The 22,811-nt window shown below is 49.7% G+C and carries 13 protein-coding genes and 4 pseudogenes; 12 read left to right on the forward strand and 5 right to left on the reverse strand.

The features are described 5' to 3' along the window. Nucleotides 1–41 precede the first annotated feature (41 nt). From POR16_RS03435 to POR16_RS26480, 7 genes are all read left to right on the forward strand, one after another. Nucleotides 42–1,529, forward strand: a complete 1,488-nt coding sequence (locus tag POR16_RS03435; protein ID WP_042932056.1) for a site-specific integrase — start codon at nt 42–44, stop codon at nt 1,527–1,529. Next, nucleotides 1,522–3,417 carry a hypothetical protein gene (locus tag POR16_RS03440; RefSeq protein ID WP_024689911.1) on the forward strand — a complete coding sequence of 632 codons (1,896 nt, stop codon included), beginning with the start codon at nt 1,522–1,524 and terminating at the stop codon, nt 3,415–3,417. The genes POR16_RS03435 and POR16_RS03440 overlap by 8 nt, the downstream gene beginning before the upstream one ends. Further along, a complete protein-coding gene (locus POR16_RS03445) occupies nt 3,417–5,465 on the forward strand; it encodes a site-specific integrase (protein WP_005888821.1) in 2,049 nt (682 codons plus the stop codon). The genes POR16_RS03440 and POR16_RS03445 overlap by 1 nt, the downstream gene beginning before the upstream one ends. A 3-nt stretch (nt 5,466–5,468) precedes the next feature. Next, a complete protein-coding gene (locus tag POR16_RS03450) occupies nt 5,469–5,891 on the forward strand; it encodes a hypothetical protein (protein WP_005888823.1) in 423 nt (140 codons plus the stop codon). Between the two features lie 201 nt (nt 5,892–6,092). Next, the gene (hrpB, locus tag POR16_RS03455) at nt 6,093–8,615 is read left to right on the forward strand and encodes an ATP-dependent helicase HrpB (protein ID WP_122381215.1); all 2,523 of its coding nucleotides are present in this window, start codon (nt 6,093–6,095) and stop codon (nt 8,613–8,615) included. A gap of 481 nt (nt 8,616–9,096) precedes the next feature. Then, a complete protein-coding gene (locus POR16_RS03460) occupies nt 9,097–9,324 on the forward strand; it encodes a hypothetical protein (RefSeq protein WP_005888829.1) in 228 nt (75 codons plus the stop codon). 97 nt (nt 9,325–9,421) lie between these two features. Then, on the forward strand, nt 9,422–10,228 hold the full coding sequence (locus POR16_RS26480) for a hypothetical protein (protein ID WP_226992658.1): 807 nt from the start codon (nt 9,422–9,424) through the stop codon (nt 10,226–10,228). Between the two features lie 778 nt (nt 10,229–11,006). Here the strand turns inward: POR16_RS26480 and POR16_RS03475 are convergent. Both POR16_RS03475 and xopG read right to left on the reverse strand, forming a co-directional pair. Continuing rightward, nucleotides 11,007–11,414: pseudogene (locus tag POR16_RS03475) on the reverse strand (type III secretion system effector XopQ); the annotation flags it as partial. A gap of 146 nt (nt 11,415–11,560) precedes the next feature. Further along, nucleotides 11,561–12,226, reverse strand: a pseudogene (xopG, locus tag POR16_RS26965) (XopG/HopH/AvrPtoH family type III secretion system effector). A gap of 811 nt (nt 12,227–13,037) precedes the next feature. Between xopG and xopAG the strand changes: the two are divergent. Continuing rightward, nucleotides 13,038–14,519: a XopAG/AvrGf1 family type III secretion system effector gene (gene xopAG, locus POR16_RS03485; protein WP_005888833.1), complete on the forward strand. Its 1,482-nt coding sequence runs from the start codon at nt 13,038–13,040 to the stop codon at nt 14,517–14,519. 233 nt (nt 14,520–14,752) lie between these two features. On the opposite strand, the gene xopB is transcribed toward xopAG, so the two are convergent. Then, entirely contained in the window at nt 14,753–16,888 is a 2,136-nt protein-coding gene (gene xopB, locus POR16_RS03490; protein ID WP_081021955.1) for a XopB/HopD1 family type III secretion system effector, read from the reverse strand. A 778-nt stretch (nt 16,889–17,666) separates the two neighbouring features. On the opposite strand from xopB, the gene cmaL reads away from it, so the two are divergent. The 4 genes from cmaL (at nt 17,667) to POR16_RS03510 (ending at nt 21,910) form a co-directional block, all read left to right on the forward strand. Further along, nucleotides 17,667–17,963, forward strand: coding sequence for a coronamic acid biosynthesis protein CmaL (gene cmaL, locus POR16_RS03495; protein ID WP_005888835.1), 297 nt, complete (start codon nt 17,667–17,669; stop codon nt 17,961–17,963). A 503-nt stretch (nt 17,964–18,466) separates the two neighbouring features. Beyond that, nucleotides 18,467–19,873 carry an effector protein hopD2 gene (locus tag POR16_RS26770; protein WP_011105134.1) on the forward strand — a complete coding sequence of 469 codons (1,407 nt, stop codon included), beginning with the start codon at nt 18,467–18,469 and terminating at the stop codon, nt 19,871–19,873. A gap of 387 nt (nt 19,874–20,260) precedes the next feature. Beyond that, nucleotides 20,261–20,653: a CesT family type III secretion system chaperone gene (locus POR16_RS03505; protein WP_007251972.1), complete on the forward strand. Its 393-nt coding sequence runs from the start codon at nt 20,261–20,263 to the stop codon at nt 20,651–20,653. A 9-nt stretch (nt 20,654–20,662) separates the two neighbouring features. After that, nucleotides 20,663–21,910 carry a hypothetical protein gene (locus POR16_RS03510; RefSeq protein WP_005888838.1) on the forward strand — a complete coding sequence of 416 codons (1,248 nt, stop codon included), beginning with the start codon at nt 20,663–20,665 and terminating at the stop codon, nt 21,908–21,910. A 189-nt stretch (nt 21,911–22,099) separates the two neighbouring features. Here POR16_RS03510 and POR16_RS03515 read toward each other — a convergent pair. Both POR16_RS03515 and POR16_RS26225 read right to left on the reverse strand, forming a co-directional pair. Further along, a pseudogene (locus tag POR16_RS03515) lies at nt 22,100–22,204 on the reverse strand (IS5/IS1182 family transposase); the annotation flags it as partial. A gap of 50 nt (nt 22,205–22,254) precedes the next feature. Next, nucleotides 22,255–22,422, reverse strand: a pseudogene (locus tag POR16_RS26225) (hypothetical protein); the annotation flags it as partial. Between the last annotated feature and the right edge of the window lie 389 nt (nt 22,423–22,811).

The following is a 22,811-nucleotide window of genomic DNA, read 5'->3' on the forward strand; positions in this document are numbered from 1 at the left end:
CCTAACGTTTATCATTGACGTTCTAGCGAATTGGGTATTCAGTGGCTGCTTACGAAAACACAGATCATGAAGGGCGTTTAGTTCTCATCCCCCAAGTAATCGATGCTTTTGCTGATCTTTGCTTTGGCGATACACCTGAGGGTTCAATCCCTGTAACCATTTTTGGTGTTGACAGGCAAATAAACGGCTTTCAGGTAAACGAGGCAATTGGCGATACTGCAGATAGAGCCATCTTCAACATGCCTTTTTTATTTCATCGCAATGGAGAACCTTGGAAAGAAGCAAATTCTTTTCTTCTCAGTCTTGTAAAAAACAAACATGTAAGCAGTCGTCCAGCAGACGAAGCAAGACGAAAGGCTAGTCGGTTACTCGACTATTTAATATTTACTGAGAATAATAATATCCATTGGATGGACTTCTCCGGGCGACGAATAGTTCATAGACCGACGTATAAGTATCATCTGTATTTATTCCAGCTCCTAGAGCGTGGGCCTGCTGTGGCCAATCAGTATACTAGTGTTGTTTATCAGTTTTATAAATTTGTTTCAATGCATTGGCACCCTATTGATATTGCCAGGGTTGATTCGGTTCGCGAGATAAAGGTAGCTATAGAAAATAAACATGGGTTCACCCGGCAAATCACCGTAGAGAAAAGAAGTCAAACGCAGAAGACTAACAAAGGTAAGGTGGTGCCGATTGGGTTGGTGGACGACGAAGGTGAATGCCTAAGGCCATTGACGAATCCGGAACTTTCAGATTTGCTATCCCTTTTCGATTCGGGGGGGTGGGATGCGCAAGAGCGTCTCATTATCCTGTTGCCCTTGCTGACCGGGTCACGAAAACAAACTGTTCTAACGCTTCGAGTAAAACACGTTGAGGCGTTGATGCAGGGCTTGCGTACCCCTAAGGGTACGTACCTGTTGAAGGCTGGGCCTAGGACAGGGATTGATACCAAAGGCAACAAGCCTCAGACCCTACATGTCCCGGAGCAACTAGCCGAAGACTTGCTAACATATGTTAGAAGCGCCTATGCAAAAAACCGCAGGAAACGCTTTCAGTTGAACTATGCAACAGATTATCCTCATCTTAAAAGTATTCCAGACGAAGACATGTACGTGTTTTTGTCGGAGCAGGCTAACTGTTATTATATGGCTTCAAATGACCCGCGTTTTCCATTCATTAAGACTAGGCCGCTAGGTGCCGTAGCCGATACTCTTAAGAAGAAAATAAAACGCTCTGTGTCGTCCAGTTTTCCCCGAGGTTTTACTTACCACTGGCTTCGCGCAACGTTTGCTTATCAACTTTATCAGCACTTGATTCCTCTCTTGAAGGGTGGGCATCTGCTGTCTGGAGAGGATATCTCCATCATTCAGTCACGCATGCATCATGAGCGCCGCGAGACCACTGAAAACTACTTAAAGCTCTTCAAAATGACGCCTGATAAGATTCGCGCCCAGGAAGATTATGAGGGTGTACTATTCAAAATGTCGTCCTATAGCGATTTGATTTTGGTTGATGATAATGCTTGATGCTTCACAGGTACGTAAACTTCATGTTGTTCGACTTCCTGAAATTGCCGATCAACGAGAGATTCTTCACCCGGAACTGATGGCCCTCAATCTCGATCATAGAGTAAGTCCGCTCGATGTTGGGATTTATGTGTATTCTGTCCGCGCAAAGACGGATAAGCCTAGAAAGTATTTGGTTGATGTGAAATCAGTGGTTCCGAGTCGACGTAAGATGCTTTTGGCTTTTTTGGAAAAACATTATGTTTCGAACTCATCCCACAAGTCGATTGAGACAGATTTCAAGTATCTTGATCGTGCTGTTAACTGGTGTGATGAAAATGGCCATTCTGCGGTGTTCTGTAATCCTGCTGCCGCTCGAGCAGCTTACGTAGAATATTCGAATTTCCTGTTTCAGGAAATTCTTAAACCCAACGGTATGGCGCCACTTACGGCACAGCTTCGCCAAGGAATTTTAAGGCGTATCCTCCAACTTCAGTTTCCAGAAGCCAGTAAAAATATTATTTCTAGTGTTCCTCCTATTAAGACGAGGCGCGATGGGCTGACGCCGCCTGAAGATGGGGATGTAAAAAAGTACATAGATATCACCTTGAATATTGCCTTTCAGTTCTCAAGGTTTTTGGTTGACGGAGCCCCCTTCCCATTTAAATTTCAAACTAATGAATATCATGCTCATCTTTTTCCTGGCAATGGAAAGCCTATTACACCTCACACTAAGGGAAAGCATGAGTATCAGGCGTATAACTACGAAGATGGGCGTATTTTTTCCACTGAAGAATTGAAGAGTACGTTTCCTAATCTTTCCTTGGGTGAACTTAAAAAGGCTGTGGAACGTGCTCAAAACCTGATGGTCGAGGTTAATGCTGATTTATATCATCCCTTCCGGTTGCGAATCGCAACCATGGCCATGAAAGCCTACGCCTGTTTGCTGAACTGCGTGGTTGGTGCTAACTCAAGTGAGTTTATTCAGTTTCTGCATGATGATGCAGTCGAGCTTGTGAAGTCTCCGTTGAAAAACGAACTGTCGGCAGTGAAGCTAAGAGCGAAAGGCTTGAATGTCACCTATACGGTCGGGCGTGGGCCTGGTATTCAAATCTTGCGCGAGTATCTCAGGTTTCGGGAGTGGTTTTTAAACGGTCGTAAGAGTGAGTTACTTTTTTTTCAGTTGCTCGGATGGCAGTATATTCCAAAAGAACCTAGGCCGTTAGAGGAAAACTTTTCGTCCACGTTTTTTAAGCGTATTGAAGGGGTGTTTGTGCCAGAAGGCACAAAAAATATCCCGCCGGTGTTGGTTCGTAAGTTTAAAAGTCTTACGCTTCATCAGTTGAAGCATTCGCCGCTTTTGGTGGGTGCGGTTATGAATCATAGTTCGCGAACTAATGTTCAGTCTTATGCGGGAACTACGAGCGCTAATTCAAGGGCGGAGTTCGGCAAATACTGGGCCGCCATTAAGAAGGCCGCTGCGCGGATTAAAGATTCAGAGCACGCTCCAGGTGTTTCTATTGCGGTAGGACACTGTGATTCAATTGATAGTCCCGAGAAAGATGTTTCGGTAGTTGCGATTGAACCAGATTGCAAAACCCAATATGGTTGTTTATTTTGTGTTCACTATGTTGTTCATTCCGATGAGTTGGATATTCATAAGCTTCTGAGCTTTCAGTACGTAATTGAGGGCGTGAGGGCCAATGCTCCCGACTTTGAGTTTTCTGAAGAGTTCTTCAAGGATGTAGTTATTCGCATTGATTTTATTTTAGAAGCTGTTTGCAAACGCTCTCCTGAAATAGCAAGTCTAGTTGGTACTATGCGGAAAAAAGTTTTCAGGTTGGGAATCCTCACGCCTTTTTGGGAAAGGCGGCTGCAGCGTTATGAAAAGATGGGGATTTATATCTGATGGTTGACTTCTATGAAGGTGTCGTTAATGAAACTCAGCCATTCGACGCAGCGGGTTCAATTCCTGTTGATCCAACTTGGAGGCCTTCGGCTGATTTCGTCATTTGTCGCAATGTCGATGGTGAAGTTACAGCATGTTACGGCGGAGCGAAGTGGGATCTTAATCCCATAAGGCTCAAGGCAAATCGCATCGCCATGATCGGGTTTAATAGCATTTTCAAAAAGTATGACTCTGGCCAGAGTTGTCTTGTAAAGGAAGTGAGGTATCTCTTGTTTTGCTTGTTTTTCTATGTTCAGACCGGACATCTAGGAAGGATGAGCGCGGGGATGCTAGGCCAATATTTTTTGACTTTACGAACAGCTGCGCGCTATTGCTGGGATCAAGAAGCCAATCCGCTGGTAGGTGTCATAAGTCTCCAGCAGTTATTTTCTAATCCGGCCTATCTTAATGCCTATAGTAAATGGATGGCTAGGGAGAATATAGGGAGTACTCAGCGAAGGCTCACTAAGTCCCTTATTTCGCATATGGTCGCCATTGGCGAAGAGCGTCTAGGCTATAAGCTGCATGGCGTCTTTAATATTGACTTTTGCGCTGTCGCAGAAGTTCAGCATCAGCATCCAGTAATTCCGACAAAGATATATCTCGGGGTAATTAATTCTGTTGGCGATTGGATGGATTTCATTTATCCAAAGAGGAAAGCTATTGAGCATTTCCTAGATTGCTTCATAAGTCCATATTACGGATATACAGAAGCCCATCAGGAAACTATGTTCGGAGGGCCGGATGTAGTCGAGCCGGAATTTGATCAGGCTTTGCGACTACATAAGCTTGATAAGATTTTCACCGGAGATTTGAATTGCGCTGGTCGAGGTGTATTGTCTTCGGCTATTCTAAAAGTGCAATGGATTCTTAAGACGGTCATTCATATCTACACAGGTATGCGTGACCAGGAAGTAATGCTTCTGCCCTACAACTGTATCGACGTCGAGGAGGTTGTTGCTGCGACTCTTGATGAGGATGGAGTGAGTCGAGATAAACCGAAAATCGTGAAGGTGCTTTCGAGTACGACTAAATTCACTGGATATCGTAAGTCCTCGTCTTGGTTGGCTACGGATGAGGTTGTACGTGCAGTTGAAATTGCTCGCTCCATTTGTCGAGCGATCTCCAATTTATTCGGAGTTCGCCCAGAGGATATGCCTCTTTTCCTCAATCCAGCGATTATTAATAGGCGTGAAACGAAAGTAGGCGTGCCGACATGGAACGACGTGTCGAAGCCGAAGTTTCTTTTGAATCAGCTAGTAATCACAGAGTCTGACTTTCAGGAGTTGCAGGCTACCGACCCTCTCCGAGATTTCTTAAGCGCGGCAGGTTTCAGTATTGGTTCGCCATGGTCATTTACAAGTCATCAGTTTCGCCGGTCGCTGGCTTTTTATGGAAGTAATAGTGGATTTATCTCTCTCCCCACTCTTCGAAAGCAGTTCAAGCATCTTTCTGTTCAAATGACGCGCTATTATGCGAATAACTTCTCAAGGCTCAAAACTATTTTTGGGTACTACGATGAGGAGGTAGGTGACTTTGTACTGCCTAAGCATCATGTGCTTTTCGAATATCAAATTGGCATGCCTTTAAATATCGCATATGATCTTCTTTCTCACGCGTTTGGAGACGGTGCGCAACTTTTTGGGGGAACTGGAAGCTACATTTCCACTCAGCGCAAAAAGATGCATGAGAGTGGTATTCATATTGCTACTCTGAGGAAGAAGACGGAAAACCAAGCATTAGATGGCAGGATCTCTTTTAAAGTTACCTTGCTGGGTGCCTGTACATACCCTGGAAAGTGCGACTCCTATCTTTTGGGGGATATTACATCATGCTTGTCTTGTGCAGATGGCATCATTGAACGAGATAAGCTGGAAGAGGCCATCGGTGACAGCGAGGCGGATCTGTTGCTATATGAGCCTGGTTCAGGCGAGTACCAGGTTGTTGAGGCCGAGTTGACAAGCTTAAAAAAATTCCACCAGAAATTCATTGCGGTTGTTGAGGTATAGCGTATGGCCGGTACTGGATTAAATGCTTGCAGGGAGGCTTTCGAGAGACTAAAGCTCGGTCAACCTCGAGTTGCAGCCCATATGGGATTGGATCCTACAAGAATTACTGCAGGTATTGTGAGTTTCGAGGCGGGCTTTGATCGTGGCTATCTGAAAAAAGACCGCAATAATCATAAGCAGTTAATTGCAGAGGTTGAAGCGTATCGCAACAGTTTCGGTACAGTCAGCTCTTCTAAAGCGTTACAAATAAAACGAGCTAATGATAAGGCAACGAAGGCTCATGCCGAGCTCGAAGTTGTGAAAGGCCAGCTTTATCAAGTCATGACGCAGAACATTCAGCTAGTGGAACGCGTGCGTTACCTCGAAGAACAACTGAAGAGCCTTAATAATATTGCTAAGCTGAATGTCACTCAAATACGAAAGTAGCCTCATTGATGAAGTGGTGTGCGCCTCTTCTTTGCAGAGGCAAGGATGTGCCAATAGCCCCATGTTCCGCTTTCTCGTGCCGAAGCTATATGTCAGGCGTCGCCTGATATTGGTTCATGATTTTCCCGTTTTATTTACCTCAAGACCGAACTGCTAATTCAGATCCACCGGGTATACTACTCTCTTGATTTGGGAGCTCCGATGATTTCTCTGCCTATCGACCTCGTTTTGCCAGACCTGCGAGAGGCGCTGGTCAACCGCAATGAAGTGATCCTTGAAGCGCCTCCAGGTGCGGGCAAGACCACTCGAGTACCTCTGGCGCTGCTGAACGAATCTTGGCTTGGCGACCAGAAGATCTTGATGCTCGAACCTCGGCGACTGGCCGCTCGGGCCGCTGCTGAACGCTTGGCGAGTGAATTGGGAGAGAAGGTTGGGGAAATTGTCGGCTACCGCATTCGCCTTGAAAGCAAGGTAGGGCCGCGCACTAAGATTGAAGTGGTCACGGAAGGTATCCTGGCTCGCCGGCTCCAAGATGATCCTGCGCTGGATGGTGTTGGCGTGGTCATCTTCGACGAGTATCACCTGCGCAACCTGCACTCTGACCTTGCACTGGCTCTTTGCCTGAGTGGCCGTGACCTGCTACGTGATGACCCACCACTGAAACTGCTCCTGATGTCCGCAACGCTGGAGGGAGCTCGTCTTTCTAAGGTTTTGAACAATGCTCCTGTGATCACCAGTGAAGGCCGGATGTATCCGGTCTCCACGATCTGGGGCAGCCCGTATCAACCGGGTGAGCGTATCGATGCGCGAGTTACGGACACCTGCTTAGCCGCCATCAATGAGCAGCAGGGAAGCATCCTGGTTTTCCTTCCTGGGCAGGCAGAGATTCGTCGAGTAGCCGATTTTCTCGAAGAGCAACTCAGCAACCGTTCAGACGTGACCGTATGCCCGCTGTATGGAGACCTTGATCTCAATGCCCAGCGCGCCGCGATAAATCCGGCACCAACTGGCTCGCGGAAGATCGTTCTGGCCACAAACATTGCTGAGACCAGTTTGACCATCGAAGGCGTAAGGGTGGTCGTGGACAGCGGCCTTGAGCGAGTACCAAAATTCGATCCTCGCAGTGGTATGACTCGCCTCGACACTCAGCGCATCTCGAAGGCCAGCGCTACTCAGCGTATGGGGCGAGCAGGGCGCTTGGAGCCAGGTGTGTGCTATCGCCTATGGTCGGAAACGCAACACGAGCAAATAGCCGGCTACAGCACCCCTGAAATCCTGCAGGCGGATCTCTCAGCCTTGGCACTTCAGTTGGCCCGATGGGGAATGAAGCCAGAGGAAATGACTTGGCTCGACCAACCTCCGTCAGCTCCCTTCGCCCAGGCCAGAGACCTGCTGAAGCGCCTAGGCGCACTCGATGCTGCTGGCCAGCTCACATCGCACGGATCCGCCATGAGCGAGCTTCCAGCGCATCCACGGATCGCTCACCTTCTCATCAAAGGCAATGCGATGGGGCTGGATGACCTTGCGTGCAACATTGCCGCGTTGCTGGGTGAGAAAGATATCCTGCGCGGTGCAGGCGCCGATCTTCACACTAGGCTGAGTGCCTTGTCAGGCGAGCATTACTCACGTCGAGGTGGTGGTTCCTTCCAGCGGGTAAAACAGTCTGCTCGGCAGTATCGATCCCTGCTGCGTGGGAGGGCCGCCAGCCCTGTTAGTGAGCCCGATCACCTAAGGTGGGTAGGGTGCCTACTGGCATTCGCTTACCCTGATCGAATCGGTCTCCAGAGGCGTGCGAATGCCTCTGACTACCGTCTCTCCAACGGGCGGGCTGCTGTGTTCTCAGAGCCTGATGCTCTCACTAAACATGAGTGGCTAGTAGTGGCCGATCTGGGTAGCCGGCAAGGGCAGCGCGAGGAGCGGGTCTACCTTGCGAGCGATCTCGATCCTGCTTTGTTCGATGGCGAGCTGGCTGACCTTGTAGGGTCAGTCGATGAGGTTGACTGGGACGAGAGGGAGGGGGTACTCAAGGCTGAGCGGCAGCTAAAGGTGGGGCAGTTGGTACTGTCCGCAACACCTTTGCCAAGCCTTGATGAGCAAGCTCGTTCGCTAGCCTTGGTCAATCTGGTGAGGCGCAAAGGCATCGAACTTCTGCCTTGGAACCCTGAGTTGCGCCAGTGGCAAGCGCGGGTTGATATGCTGCGTCAGCTGGATATCCAAAATGGCCAAGCAGAAAGCAAGTGGCCTGATCTCAGCGATACCAGCCTTCTAGAAACGCTGGAAAAGTGGCTCGCACCGTACTTGGGCAAAGTCACGAGGCTCAGCCACTTCAGCCACCTGGATCTGTCATCGATTGTCATAAATCTTCTGTCTTGGCCGCTTCCACAGGAGTTGGAGACTCAGGCACCTCTGACCATCCAGGTGCCGTCTGGGTCGAATATCCGAATCGACTATTCGCAGCATCCTCCGATCTTGGCTGTGAGGCTGCAGGAGCTTTTTGGTCTGTCAGATACACCTCGGATTGCCCAAGGTAAACAGCTCCTGACGTTGCATCTTTTGTCGCCGGCGCGGAGGCCTGTACAGGTCACCCAAGATCTAGCCAATTTCTGGCGCAGCACCTACGTGGAAGTGAAGAAGGATCTTAAAGGCAGATACCCAAGACACTACTGGCCCGAAGATCCATTAGTGGCTGAGGCGACGGCCAACGCCAAGCTCCGAAAGTCCTGACCTTCGGGCCAAATCATCCTCACGTCAGGCCCGCTTCTTCGCCTACCGTCGCAGGCAAAATAGCCTAAGGCCATTAGGCGTGGACGTCACATGTGTTTTTCCATGGCCTTGGGCATCAAAAGCGATGGAAGTAGGTGATGGACTCAAGCAATGCGGGGGGCGTACCTATGCCACGCACCTGCAGGCATTGTCTTACACGACTAAGCCGGACGCCACCGATGCGGGTAGCGTCGTAGGCATCACATCCGTCCAGAACCACAATTTCGATCCACCTGATCCTTCGCCGCTTTTTGTACACCCTCCGGTGGTAGCTACTACCGGAGGGTAGCAATCTAGTAAAGTCTAGAGGATCTAATCTGTCTTTCCTTGAGATACTTTATGAACGGTGAGTTAACTGAAGAAGAAATGCGGCGCGCGCTGTTCGGTGAAACTGCTTCCCCTATTCCGGACGTCGCCCCCACACAGGTAGAGGAGGCCGTACTTGACCGGCGACAAACCTGTCTCAGCTGAGTTTGTGGCGTCCGTGCTGTCCCGGCAACTGGATGATTTGGAGCCTACCCTGACACGCCATGGCTATCGCATCAAGGATCTGGTCGAGCAGTTCGACGCCAAGCCTACCGAGATCAAGGCACTGTTTAGTAACGCACTCGATCCGGCTCGCACTACAGAACTGCGCGACTGGATGCTGGCGGCGGGGTTGCCGATCTGAGGCTCGGGCCAGTTGCAGTTGATCTGCCCGAAGCCACGCTTGTCGCAGGCCATTGCAGGTAGCATTGCAGGACAGCGCATTCAGCTAAAGAGCAGCCATGAAAGTAGGGATAGCAGTAACAATTACATTCGGGGCTTTTGTTAAGTGGATGCCGAACTCAGATACCGGCAAAGACAAAAGCCAAGACATATACAAATTTTCGCAGGGGGCTGCGATAATAGAGCAGTTCGGGAATGCCCATCTGCGCAGAGTAAAGCTCTGGCGTCGTCCACGTTTGCGGGGAACCAAATCCGCCTCAAAGTCCACTCAAGCCTACGTCATAGGAAGATACAATAAGGGATCGGAGTTTCGAGCAGCAGAGCTATTGTGCAGAACTTGTGAGCGCCGTCATTGTGCTATGGATCAATTTTTAGAGGCCGGCATGCAAACCTATATACCCTATCCAAAAAACCCTCCCACCGTTGGTACAGTTCTGCTGACTTCCTATGGCTCATTCGCCCATGAAAACGAGATACCTAAATCTTGTGCTGCCGACGCTTTAAGAGTAGGCAAAGAGCTCGCTGATGGTTTCGATGGCGAGGTTCATCATCTAGGCGCTCTGATGCTGATGATTTCCGACTTTCCAGCAGAGCCGCTGCTGAAAGCATCTGCTGCTAAGAAAGGTTCTTTGCTAGGAATTACTTCGCTTGGCTACCTATTATCCTATGGATCTACTGGTGAAAAAGCGAAGCGAATCATCGAAGCAGGTTGTGGTATTTTTCTCGTCAGAGTGAGTGGTGATATTGAAAACCCTAAAGCAAAAATTGAAGTTTATAGCTCTTGGTCTGAATACCAGAAGTTCCTTGAACCCATTTTGAAGACAGGTGACTTTTATCCAGTGAAAACGTCGTCGTTTTCCGAATAACAGTTATTGAGGGCTGGGTTGGAATCCGGCACAAAAACGTCGCCGTTACAGGTCTAAAAAGGGGATCATTGCCACTCGATGCGCGACCGGCGCAGGCCGGGCAGCCATGAAACTGCGAGGCATCAACCTATACTCTCAGCACCAATGCAAGCTTGTATTGGTCGCTGGTTTCGGTCTGCACGTACGCCTCAAGCGTTGTCCGTAAACCCTCGTGCTGCTTGGTCGGCTCGATAAAGCCACCGTCTGGTGGACTCCAAAATCATCGATTTTTCAGTCGCATTTAATCTTGGTCGGCCGCGCTCTATTGCAGGTCGAAGCGGATGAATGCGGGTTCGTTTGCAGTCAACACTGGTTCGCGGAGCCAGATAGACTCAATTAATGTCGGTCGAAAAACGCGATGATTACAGGTCGGCGCCATTTCGATTGCAGATCGTTACAGCTACAGACTGCTATTTGGTCACCAACGAACGCCCCCGGCTCTTTACGACAAACTGGCCAGCAGCTTTAAAGTCATGGTCACACTGACCTGCATCGGAATATGCTTGCGGGCTGACTTTTCAGACAACCCTAGCACACGGCAAGGAGGATAAGACGGCAAAGGTTCGTGTGTAGTATTCAAAACCCTACACATCGAGAGGGCAGCTAGAAAAAGAATATGCTTCGTCACCGGCTCAGCTGACAGGCATGACAGAGTGACCACCAAGTATTGTCTTCACTCTGCCAGGCCATCGTCGCTGCGAAACAAGGAGGCCTGTTTCCTGTAGGCATTTGCCGTGGGTCAATCCGGGACTGCCGTCGACTGGACAAGCGCAGATTTGGATAAAGCGGACATCAATAATTTTGCTTTCTCTGGATGCGTTACATCATCTGGACCTACTTGCTCTAGAACACCAAATCCCTCTGAGTGTGTAGCTTTGGGTTTAAAGAGCAGTTTCGCCGCGCCCGGGACTGAGGCCATTAATGTCAGAAGATCATACAGGTTTAGCTCCGTCACTTTAGGCCAGATATCATCAAACGACCTCTCTTTATTTTTATCCATCTGTGCTGCTTCAATCTGTGCATTCGGCATGAACGTCCGAAAGAACCACGAGTCATCCAACCCAGGAAGCAATCCAGCTTGAATACCTTCCCAGAGGCCTTTCAACGCACTCTTCTGAACGTCTCTCAGGTATTGGCCTACTGGGTGTGCAAGCATCTCGCGCTGTGCAGAAGTCAATAACGTTGGCGCACTTTTCGATCGCTCCAAAGCTGGGCTGCTCATACTTTTTTGCTGAGGAAGTGCTGATTACACGCTACTTTCCGATGGGGTACGTGATATCTGTTTTGATTGATCTAGGATGAGGCGTGAAGTGGTACAGACTGTGGTGATAGAGGCAGCCCGTGTTCAGCACGGATGGAGTTCTCTGAAGGCTTTTTTGTAACTGAATAACGATAATTCTCTAGTCCAGCGGCGTGCAGCTCCTCTTTGCCAGAACCTGTCCGGGGATTATAGCGGGCCCCGTCATCGGCTAAGGAACTGCCACTCAAAATATGTCGAGCATTGACAAACTCATGAGCCAATGTCGTTATCTTGTCCACATTGTCCATTCCGAGGTGTAACGGCGAGCTATTTTGGTTTAAGCGGATACTTGCTTTGTTTGGTGATCAGCTAATAATCGCATTGCTTCCTTCGCCCTTAGTAAAGGTTCCCTTTCGTGAAAGGTGTGATGCAATGCACTTATTCTCGGTGAGATCTTTTGGTTTGTACTTTTCCAGTTGTCTCCTGCTCAGAACAGGTTCCGTATAGCATTGGTTATTTATTTCAATCTCTTTTAGGGTTATTTTTCTTTCTTTTTGACTGCTAAGGGTAGATATTTTTCGCAAAAGTTTATCGCCAGAGGGACCTGCGTTGGTATGGTCCAGCGCCTCCTCTGCCTTTTCTTTGAAAGCGTTCGCTGCAGTAAGATCATTGCTAAGAGGCGCAATATAGATGCCTGGGTATCGCGATGGGGTTATCATAAGTTTCCCTGATAGGTGGTCAAACTAATCTAATAAGTAAGTGATTTTTGAAGCTTCTCAATGAGCGCTGAGTGATGGATGGATCTAGTTTTCTGGTAATTTTTCGAAAGTTTATTCTAAAGCTTGTGCCGCTATTGTTTTCATAGTCGCACACTACAAGTGCATCACTGTAATTGTGCTTCTGATAAGTATGTTTGCATTTTTTGGATGATATTCCATTTCACAGGTGGCCTCATTGTTTGAAAATTAACGTGCGTCGGGCGTAACTCTTATTTAACTGCGACAATGCAGATGTGGTTTCCCTCTGGAAGCCAAGAAGCCACTTCGATCTGGATTGTCGGACGTTTCGACGTAGATGCCAATAAAGCTAGTTGGATTAATGCGGGGCATGGGGGGAGTCCAGTGATCACGGAGAGGCTAAGTGGCTCCGTGTGGGAAGATAGTTCCATCCTCCATGACCTCGCTTCAACGGAATCGCTGTCGCCTTGGCTGCTCGGCTGCTCGCAGGTCCTGTAGTTTTGTAGCTGTAGTGGCTTGCAATCGAAAACGGCAATGCTCGCAATTAGTGCGCATTTCGGATCAGATAACTATGACAATCTCTGACTCATGTTAATAGTTAGTTGATTTTGTCTAGCGGACAGTAAACCGTCCAGAGCGTCGGCAAGATGAACAACCTGAATGCGTTCTGGGCTGGCGCTGGAGAACGAAGAAAACTTACTAGTGGAACTCTACGCTTGGCGATGACCACGTATGACCACGTATGACCTTGTAAAATGAGCTAATGACCCGCAGCACATAGGATATGTAGATTATGCAAATAAAGAACAGTCATCTCTATTCAGCTTCAAGAATGGTGCAGAATACTTTTAATGCCTCGCCTAAGATGGAAGCAACTAATGCAATAGCAAAAAATAATGAACCTGCTGCGCTGAGCGCTACGCAAACTGCAAAGACACACGAAGGCGATTCAAAAGGCCAATCCAGCAATAACTCTAAATTGCCCTTCCGCGCCATGAGGTACGCTGCATACCTTGCAGGCAGCGCCTACCTCTACGATAAAACTGCCAATAATTTTTTTCTTTCTACCACTTCTCTGCATGATGGCAAAGGTGGTTTTACCAGCGATGCCAGGCTTAACGATGCACAAGATAAAGCGCGAAAGCGCTACCAAAACAACCATAGCAGCACTCTTGAAAATAAAAACTCGCTTTTAAGCCCGCTTAGGCTTTGCGGAGAGAATCAGTTCTTAACGATGATTGATTATCGTGCAGCAACTAAGATTTACCTCTCCGACCTAGTTGACACGGAGCAAGCGCACACATCAATTCTGAAGAATATTATGTGCCTGAAAGGTGAGCTTACCAATGAAGAGGCAATAAAAAAACTCAACCCGGAAAAAACACCAAAAGACTATGACCTTACAAATAGCGAAGCCTATATAAGCAAGAACAAATATTCTTTGACCGGCGTTAAAAATGAGGAGACGGGATCTACTGGTTATACATCTCGTTCTATCACAAAGCCATTTGTGGAAAAAGGCCTGAAACACTTTATAAAAGCGACTCATGGCGAAAAAGCTCTCACGCCCAAGCAGTGTATGGAAACTCTTGATAACTTACTTCGAAAAAGTATCACGCTCAACAGTGATTCCCAATTCGCAGCAGGCCAGGCACTTTTGGTTTTCAGACAGGTCTATGCGGGTGAAGACGCTTGGGGGGATGCGGAACGGGTCATATTGAAAAGCCATTATAATCGGGGCACTGTACTCCAAGATGAAGCTGATAAAATAGAACTAAGTAGGCCGTTCTCAGAGCAAGATTTAGCAAAGAATATGTTTAAGAGGAATACCAGCATTGCAGGGCCAGTGCTCTACCACGCATATATTTATATACAAGAAAAAATCTTCAAGCTACCCCCCGACAAAATAGAAGATTTGAAACATAAATCAATGGCAGACTTGAAAAACCTGCCTTTGACTCATGTTAAGCTTAGCAATTCCGGTGTGGGATTTGAAGACGCCTCAGGGTTAGGAGACTCGTTTACAGCTCTCAACGCGACGTCCTGTGTTAATCACGCAAGAATAATGAGTGGTGAGCCTCCCTTGTCAAAAGATGATGTTGTGATTCTGATAGGTTGCCTCAACGCCGTATACGACAATTCGAGCGGAATAAGGCATTCTCTCCGCGAAATTGCACGAGGGTGCTTTGTGGGTGCTGGTTTTACGGTCCAGGACGGTGACGACTTCTACAAACAGATCTGCAAAAACGCCTCTAAGCAGTTTTACAACGGCTAAAGTGTGGGGACGGTCGACATAAAGCATGCCGATCGTCCCTCCGGTCTCAGGATGGTTGTCGCCTCTCAGATGTTTCCTAGGGTTTGTCTGAAAAGTTGCTTTGAATTCCCAGAGCGTCATATCGGCTGCAGTCGAAGCCGACTTTGAAAGCGCGACGCAATTCAGCCGAGGCTACACGCGGGTACCCGCTTGGCCGCTCCTCGTGTAGTCCGGCAGATCGCGGCGACTATGGTTCAGGGGGCGGGCTGACGCGGCGAGTCGCGCACAGCCAGGTCTTGATACGGAATACGTTCGGCCAACGGAGCCTCACCATATCCAAGCTTCCGAGCCAGCGCGGGAATTGCCTCAAAGCTGGCATTCATGCCGTTGACAATCGCAGATCCCACATGGCGCAGGAACTCGCTCCGGGGAGCCAGCATTTGATGTAGCTCCTCTGCGGAAATGTTACGGTCTCCAGCTTCCATTTGCTGGCTGGCCCGCGCAAGAATGGTTTGTACCACGCGTGCATGCTTTGCATTGTCGGAATCAAATAGCCCGGGAACGTTGACACGCCCTCCTAGCGCCAACGCGTTCAGAGCGATGGCTTCGATTGGATTGAAGACGGCGCTCCGAAAAATACGCAGTACCTGTTCTGACAGCAGCCCGGTTGCCTTGTTGCTGGCAATCAGTGGAATCATCCCGACAATCGATGCCAGCCCCATGGACTTGACAGCGGTGCTTTCACCCGGAGCGATATCCAGCGCATGGCGCGTCATCCGCTCAATCGTCTCTTTGGTGTCCACCCCCTCGCCGGGATGAGCCATCACGCCGTCCTTCATGCTTTGGAACAAGCCAGCACGCATCAGCTCTTCACTTTCCTTGACCTCGGGTGGAATACCGGAGGCGGCGCCAAAGATTGCCGCTTCAGTTGTCACCGAGTTTGCGGCAAGATCGCCGACTCTGGATTTGAAGCCTGCATACTGCAAAACATTATTGGGGAATGAGACCACCGATGAGATGGCGCCGGCCTTCAACGCCTTGGGGAGTAGATCGCTCATGGACCACTCCTCACCTTTCATACCCTTGATGATGGCAAGTACGCACATGGTGTCCATGGACTCGATCATCAAAGGAGGCACCGAATCGATCCCGGCCAATTGCAGGGCATATTGACTGGGTGAGAAGTTTTTGCCGAAGATGGCATTTTTCAACAGTTCCGAAGCTCCAAGCTCCCATGCCGAGCCGAGTATGCTGCTGACCCCGATGCTGCCGGCAAGACCGCCGAGTTGAAACTCTTTCTTGGTGGCGACGTGCAACAATTCCTGTGCGCCTAGGCGTACCTTAAGATCATCGTCCCCCTTCAGCTTCTGGTTGATGAACGCTGAGAGGACATCGTCATTAGACGTGATCGTGGGAGCACACGAGGCGAGAAACGCTTTCGCGCTATTCTGGCCGATCGATGCGTTTGGGCCAAATGCCGCAGCACCCTGCTCAATGGCCTTAAGCAATAACGGGATATGGATGTCTGCGTTGATATCCTCATCTGCCCGCTCCGACGAGTTTGTAACGGACATCAGTTGCGCCTTCTCCACCGTGAAGGCATCTTTGAATTTCTTAAGTGCTTGCTCAATATCTCGAGTTGGCCGCATTTCCAGCTGGACTCCGTCAATGCTAGCGGCCTGTGGTGGGAATGCCTGGTCGGCCTGCGCGAAGGCTAGCAGTGCGTGCACTACCGGGTTATCGGAAACAAGGCTGCCAGAGTCCCTGCGGACTGATCCGATATGCACGGGCTCTGGCTGTGATGGCGGACGAGAATGTGCTCGCGAGCTCAGTAACGGACTTTCCAAGCCACTGCCATCTACTGCATCTTGTGAGAGAACGCGACTCATACCTAGATGGGTCCGTTCACTCAAGGCTGAAGATGCTGAGCCATGTGCAGGCGGTGGGCTGGGCACATCGAAGGATATGGATCTCGAAGAGCCATGCAAATGGGCACTGACGATGTCGTACTCCGATTGATCATTTAATCGGGCCTGAACCGTCAGCTCGTTATTAATCAAGCGTTCGGTTCTCACGGTATCGGTATCGGTATCGGTGCTGGTGTCAGCTGGCAGGCATACTGGCGCTTTATAGGTTACTTGCTTGTCGTTACTGGATTGAAATTGAAGTGTGCCATCCTGCAGAGCGTTGCGTACCAGTGATGCAATGCGTTGGTGTTCGGCATTAGCTGAAGGGCGTTTTAGAGCCTGGTGAGCGCCTGGGCTCAATTGAGAGGGTGAAATCCTTTTAGGGTGAGATTGCTGGGCCTGAGGGCCCACAGCGTCTAATGGCCGACCGCCACTGATTAGGGGAGTTGTAATGCTGTGTTGAGTAGATTGTAGAGGATTCATAGAGCTATGAGCTGTCCCGGATGAATTAATTGGATCCCATATGTGGTCACAAGGGCTCGTGGGTTCCGAAGACAAACTCAAAACTGACGAATGCGTTGATCTGGAAGCATCACGCTGACGTGGACATGTAGTGGTCAACTCATCCCGGAAACGACATTGAGTCTTTTTTCGTACAAAGCTGGTGCGAGTCCGTTATTGAACTGGTGTCACTTGCCCACCTGGCGGCGCCTATTCCAGTGCTGGTGATACTCCAGAGCGCCTGTAGGAGCAGCTTGCCGAAGGCCTATCAGCTATCGGGAAAAAGACGTCGCTCAGCATCAGCTACCACCGGCCTGACCAAGGGAGATGCACGCGGAAAGTGCTGCAGTGCCCTTCTCGGGACACCAGGGTTCAGGAATGACCCAAGAGACGCGTCTTGGGTGAGAACGTCATCGAGCGTGCTGGCTTCGTTGACCGTCTTCTGCGGCAGCCTCATTTCCAACATCAGGACCATGCTGGAACGGAACAAGGCGTGATCATCAGTGAGCAAGATCGAAGAGCTCGGGATGGACTACGTATATCTCCAGTAAAGCGTATCCCCGGAGCACTTTTGGTCAAAATGGACGATGGGCGCTAGCCCATTACGCCTTTAAGGTCGATTCATGGTTGAGCGTGGGCCGTCTCCTTGAACGATCAGATGGCTTGCATCCCGATGCTAAGCCCATGGCGAAGGTGACTCTCTTGGAAAAAAATTATGGCACCCGCTGTCGGGTTTTTGCTTTGATGTGTGGAGGGTAAAATGAGCGCCTATCTTATTGGTAAAATGAGTATCACCGACCAAGCTCGGTATGATAATTACAAGCGGCTAACGCCTGACATTGTGAAAGCTCATGGAGGCCGCTTCATCTCGAGAGGAGGCCAGAAGTTTCTTTTGGAAGGAGAGGCTGAAAGCCGTCGTGTGGTGATTGTAGAGTTCCCTTCAGTTGAGGCAGCACAGAAGTTCTACAATTCTGAAGAGTATACAAAGGCTAGACACCTCCGCGAAGGTGCAGCCGACGAGATGCAATTGTTCATTGTGGAGGGAGTGGATAACTAGAATTTACGCCATGAGCTCTTAATATAATCATGAGTAAGAAAAATGCCACTTCGGAAGATATCTAAAGTATTAACGCTATAAGAAGATCCTCGTACTAACCTGTTTGTCTTTATGCGGCCCATGCTTGCTGCAACAAAATATCCTCCTTTGGGTTTATCCAAGAGCAGTGGCAGAGAGACCCCGAACGATGCAAGCATTATCCAAACCACTACTTAACGGGACTTAAGGAAACTCTGAAGAAGACCTGATTAGCACTGTAGATGAGATGTCCTTAGTTTTCACGATCTGCATTGGTAACTCCCTGCTCGATCTCAGGGCGCGAAAAGCTCCCTCTCCTAGTGGCCAAGCCCGCCTTGTGGCGGGCTTGGTGGTGCAGCGGTTTTTCCGTTTTCTCTGTTGTCGTCTTGAATCTGTCTTCGGAACCCCACAAGCACTTATGATCACGCATTAGGATCCAATGCCTTTCGTCAGCCAATTACTCAACCGAGATAGTTCATACAGCTATGAATCCCCTGCAACCTATTCAGCACAGCATTACAAATTCCCAAATGAGTGGCGGTCAGCAATTAGAGGCGGAGGGCTCTCAGGCCCACAATTCCTATTCCCATCCTGACAGGATTTCGCTTTCCCAATTGAGCCAAAGCGCTCACCTAGCTCTAGATCACCTTTCAACTCAGCCTAATACCGATCACCAACGCGTTGCATCACTGGTACGCAACGCTGTGCAGGACGGTAAGTTCCAACTTCAATCCAGTAACGACACGCAAGTAACCTATAAAACTTCAGTCTGTCCGCCAGCTAACGCCGACACCATGGGGGCCGCCCACTTAATTAATAACGAGCTGACGGTTCAGGCCCGATTAAATGATCAACTTGAGTACGACATCGTCAGCGCTCATTTGTATGGCCCTTCGGAAGCCATATCCATCGATGCATCCAGTCCTCCCTCGGCCAACGATCTAGCGTCCTCTGGCTTGAGCGAACGTACGCATCTAGGTATGAATCGTGTCCTCTTACGCTACGCGGTGCCCCCTCGGGAAACCGAAGACCAATGTGTTATGGTGATCGACAAAATGCCCCCCCCCAAACACGGCAAAATGTCTTTCTTCCGTACCACTAATGACTTGAGCAAACTGCCTTTGGGAATGGAGACGGGCGGGTTGTCCGACCTGAAATTGGCTGGTTGTGAACGTATTTCTTCCGTCGAGCAGGTGAAGAGTATCCGCGCAGCGCTTGGAGGCGGGCCGCTCACCGTACTAGATCTGCGCGAAGAATCTCATGCGATTGTCAACGGTTTGCCTATCACCTTACGTGGCCCGATGGATTGGGCCAACGCCGGCCTATCCCAGGTTGACGGAGCGGCACGTGAAAGTGCCATGATTACAGAACTGAAGCGCACTAAGTCTTTAACGTTGGTCGATGCCAATTATGTAAAAGGTAAAAAAAGTAATCCTCAAACGACAGAACTGAAAAATTTGAATGTCCGGAGCGAGCGAGAAGTCGTTACAGAGGCCGGCGCGACCTATCGCCGCGTGGCCATTACCGACCATAACAGGCCTAGTCCGGAAGCGACCGACGAGCTAGTAGACATCATGCGCCACTGCCTGCAGGCAAATGAGTCGCTAGTTGTGCACTGTAACGGCGGTCGGGGCCGTACTACCACGGCTATGATAATGGTCGACATGCTTAAGAACGCTCGTAACCATTCCGCAGAAACCCTCATCACGCGTATGGCCAAGCTAAGCTATGACTACAACATGACGGATCTAGGCAGCATTTCTGCACTCAAGCGGCCATTCCTAGAGGACAGACTAAAATTTCTGCAGGCCTTTCACGACTATGCCCGCAACAACCCAAGCGGATTATCTCTTAATTGGACACAGTGGCGCGCAAAAATAGCGTTAGAATGATAGGCCCAGCCCTTTAGTGTTTCTCGCGCTAGCTGTCACCAGCTCTAGGTAAGGCTCATCACATGTCCACAATTAGCCTATCTGCTGGGTACTGGTGTCGCCGCTGATGCAGAGTTGACCCAGCTGCCGAAATTTCGCTGACCCAAACTTCTGCTCCGTAAAGCGTTAGCAGGTCTGACCTTGGGCTGAATACTTATGGGGCAACGCCAAGTCGGCACATGGGTCAATTCTGCTTCAGCGGTATCATCCTACGCATCGCTATGAAGCCATGAAGCTCCTTTCATAGCGTCAGCTTGATGCGTAGGCATTTGAAATTTCTATGTACCGAGGGAACGTGTCCGCTGTTACGGCCACTTAGTACAGATATTGCTATCTACGGATGTAATCATGAGCTTATCGCCGACGCTGCAAAAGCTAACTAATATATTGGGCCCGACAAAAAATGCCAAGCCTGTCACAGAGGCTATCCAGTGGCAGGAAGGCATGGATATAACGCTGCATGTCAGCGGCGACAGCCTTACCTTACTAGCTAAAATCATAGAACTGCGTACAGACCCTAAAGACGACATTTTATTGCGCAAGCTGCTTACCCATACGTTTCCGGGCCTGCGTCTGCGCCGTGGCGCGCTTACCATCAACCCTGATGAAAGTGCCCTGGTTTTCTCTTATGAACACGATTTTCACCTTCTGGACAAAGCCCGTTTTGAGAGCCTGCTGGCCAACTTTGCTGAAACGGCGCAGGAGCTTCGAGACACAGCGACACATTTTCGTTTTAACTGAGGAAAGAGTATGTTGGATAAAGTGGGGAACAGTGCTCGTGTAGATAATGCCCCGCATGTCGAAGCGCCTGCAGGGGCGGAGCCTATGCGGCTTGATGCTGCCCGAGGCCAGAAGCCCAAAGCCCCTATGGATGCACCGTCATCATTACGTTTGCGAGCGATAGCAGGTGGCATGCCCAGTGAAGAAGCAGGAACGACTGCACCTGCTGACGTGAATCAGCCTCCACCTGCTGATGTTCGTCCAGAAATGGGTGTAGGTCCTGTGAGACTCTTCGTTAAACTGATGGTAGGAACTCTGGCGCTGTCGACAGGAGTCCGTTTTGCAAGATACCCAGGTGATTTCGCGAAGGATCCGGGAGGCAGTGTATGGGCAGCAATCAATCTGCAGCATCGCTCGAGCGTCACACATCTTGAACAAGGCAATAAGACGGTTCTTGAGCGTTTCGGTGCACATATTCCAAAAGACAGTGCGTGTTTCAAAGCTCGCGCTGACGTCACACACGATGTTCCCTCAGGCGTGGCAGGGCAGTGGAACCACAAAACCCAACGGGTAAAACTGAACCCTAACATTCATTTCGAGAGCCATCCGGCACAGGTCGCCGGACATGAGTTCATACACTGTTACACGCATCCTGAGTTTGTCGAACGCCATATAAAACATCCGCACTGGAAAGCCCTGAACGAAGGGTTGACGACTCGTTTGACAGAGAAACTGCCAGACCCTAAGCGTCTCTTGCCCATTCCCTTGGCAAAGGATCCCTATCATGGTTTCAAGCTGTCCACCGGGGACTCCTGGCCGGATGCGGCCAGGCGAATCGAAGACGAAGTTGGCGAAGATGTGTTGTTGAAAGCGTTCTTTGGCGGCGATGACCAGGCTATTAGTGAAGTAGCTAAAGCCGCTGCTCAGATCTACCCCAAGATTGCCTCACGTATTACCGAGAGGGAGTTGTATCAAGCGGGCAGCATGCGTGGAGGACAACAGCTGGCCGAGTGTTACGTAGGTGCTTTGCTCAAAAACGGTCAGAAACTGCCTGACAGTTTTACGAATTATCTGCTACCTGTATTTAGCTATTCAGATATAAGCCCTGGTCACGCGAAAAAAATACAGGCGCAAGCGGAAAAAAGTCAAAAGCGGATGGGAATTGTGTTCGATACAGCGTTTTTTTCACCTGACCTGAAGACCCAGAGACTGGCACTTGGCATGCTACGGGAGGACCTGCTGATGCACTGGAAAAAAGTTATTCCGGATAGAAAGTAAATGTATAGGGAGGGTCTGAAGTAGGCATCGATTTTTGCCGCTATCATGGCCTGAGGTTTAAAAAAAGCCCGCCCGATTAGATAATCAGACGTTTTCCGCTCTTAACTCATCGAGTTTCCTACAAACAGCACCTTTACAAGGCGTTTTTCCGCATTACAGGCGCACCTCTCACATCGCCAGCAGCCGTTTTCAAACCATCCAGAGGTTCGACAAGGCAAACAGAGTGGCCTGTTGCGCGGTGTTTTTAGCCAGCCCGCGAAACCGGACTTTCGTATAACCAAACTGGCGCTTGATGTAGAGGGGGAGCCTACAGAATTCGGAAAAAATCGTACGCTAAGGTTTTCCTACTGTCCGTCAGGGTCAACCGCGACCCACGCTTTTGCGCCGTTGTAGTCATCACCGCCTTGTGCCATGTAGACCAGCCCGGCCAGGTCCACGGCGTATGCGCCTGGTCGTTCGCTTTCTGGATCGCGCAGTTCGTTTTTCCAGCCATACACTTCGCCTTCCCACATCGCTGGCTAGAATCGCTTGGTAGACCTGCTGGGCAACCTTCTCGTATTCGGTGCTGTTATTTACGTCGAGCACTGCGGACTCCCTATCTGCTTTTGGCGGACGCGAAACCGCGCCCTGGTACTGCCAAAGCCCGCGACTGGGCGAGCTGGTAGTGCAGCGATGGAACCGTTAACGGCCCAGCGACTACACAGCTTTTTGTAAATCCAGTTCAACTGGAGTGTAGCCTGACGTTTCCGCTGTTTCTGGCGCTGTTTGATCGAAACTTCTCTGTATTGCTTTCACGCAAACATTCGCTCCGGACAAGCCTGACTCAGGATACAGCTGCTCAAACTTCCGTAGACCGAGATAGAATTTCCATGCACATCAACCAATCCGCCCAACAACCGCC

It is taken from the genome of Pseudomonas coronafaciens pv. oryzae str. 1_6 (assembly GCF_000156995.2).
GTDB lineage: Bacteria > Pseudomonadota > Gammaproteobacteria > Pseudomonadales > Pseudomonadaceae > Aquipseudomonas > Aquipseudomonas tremae.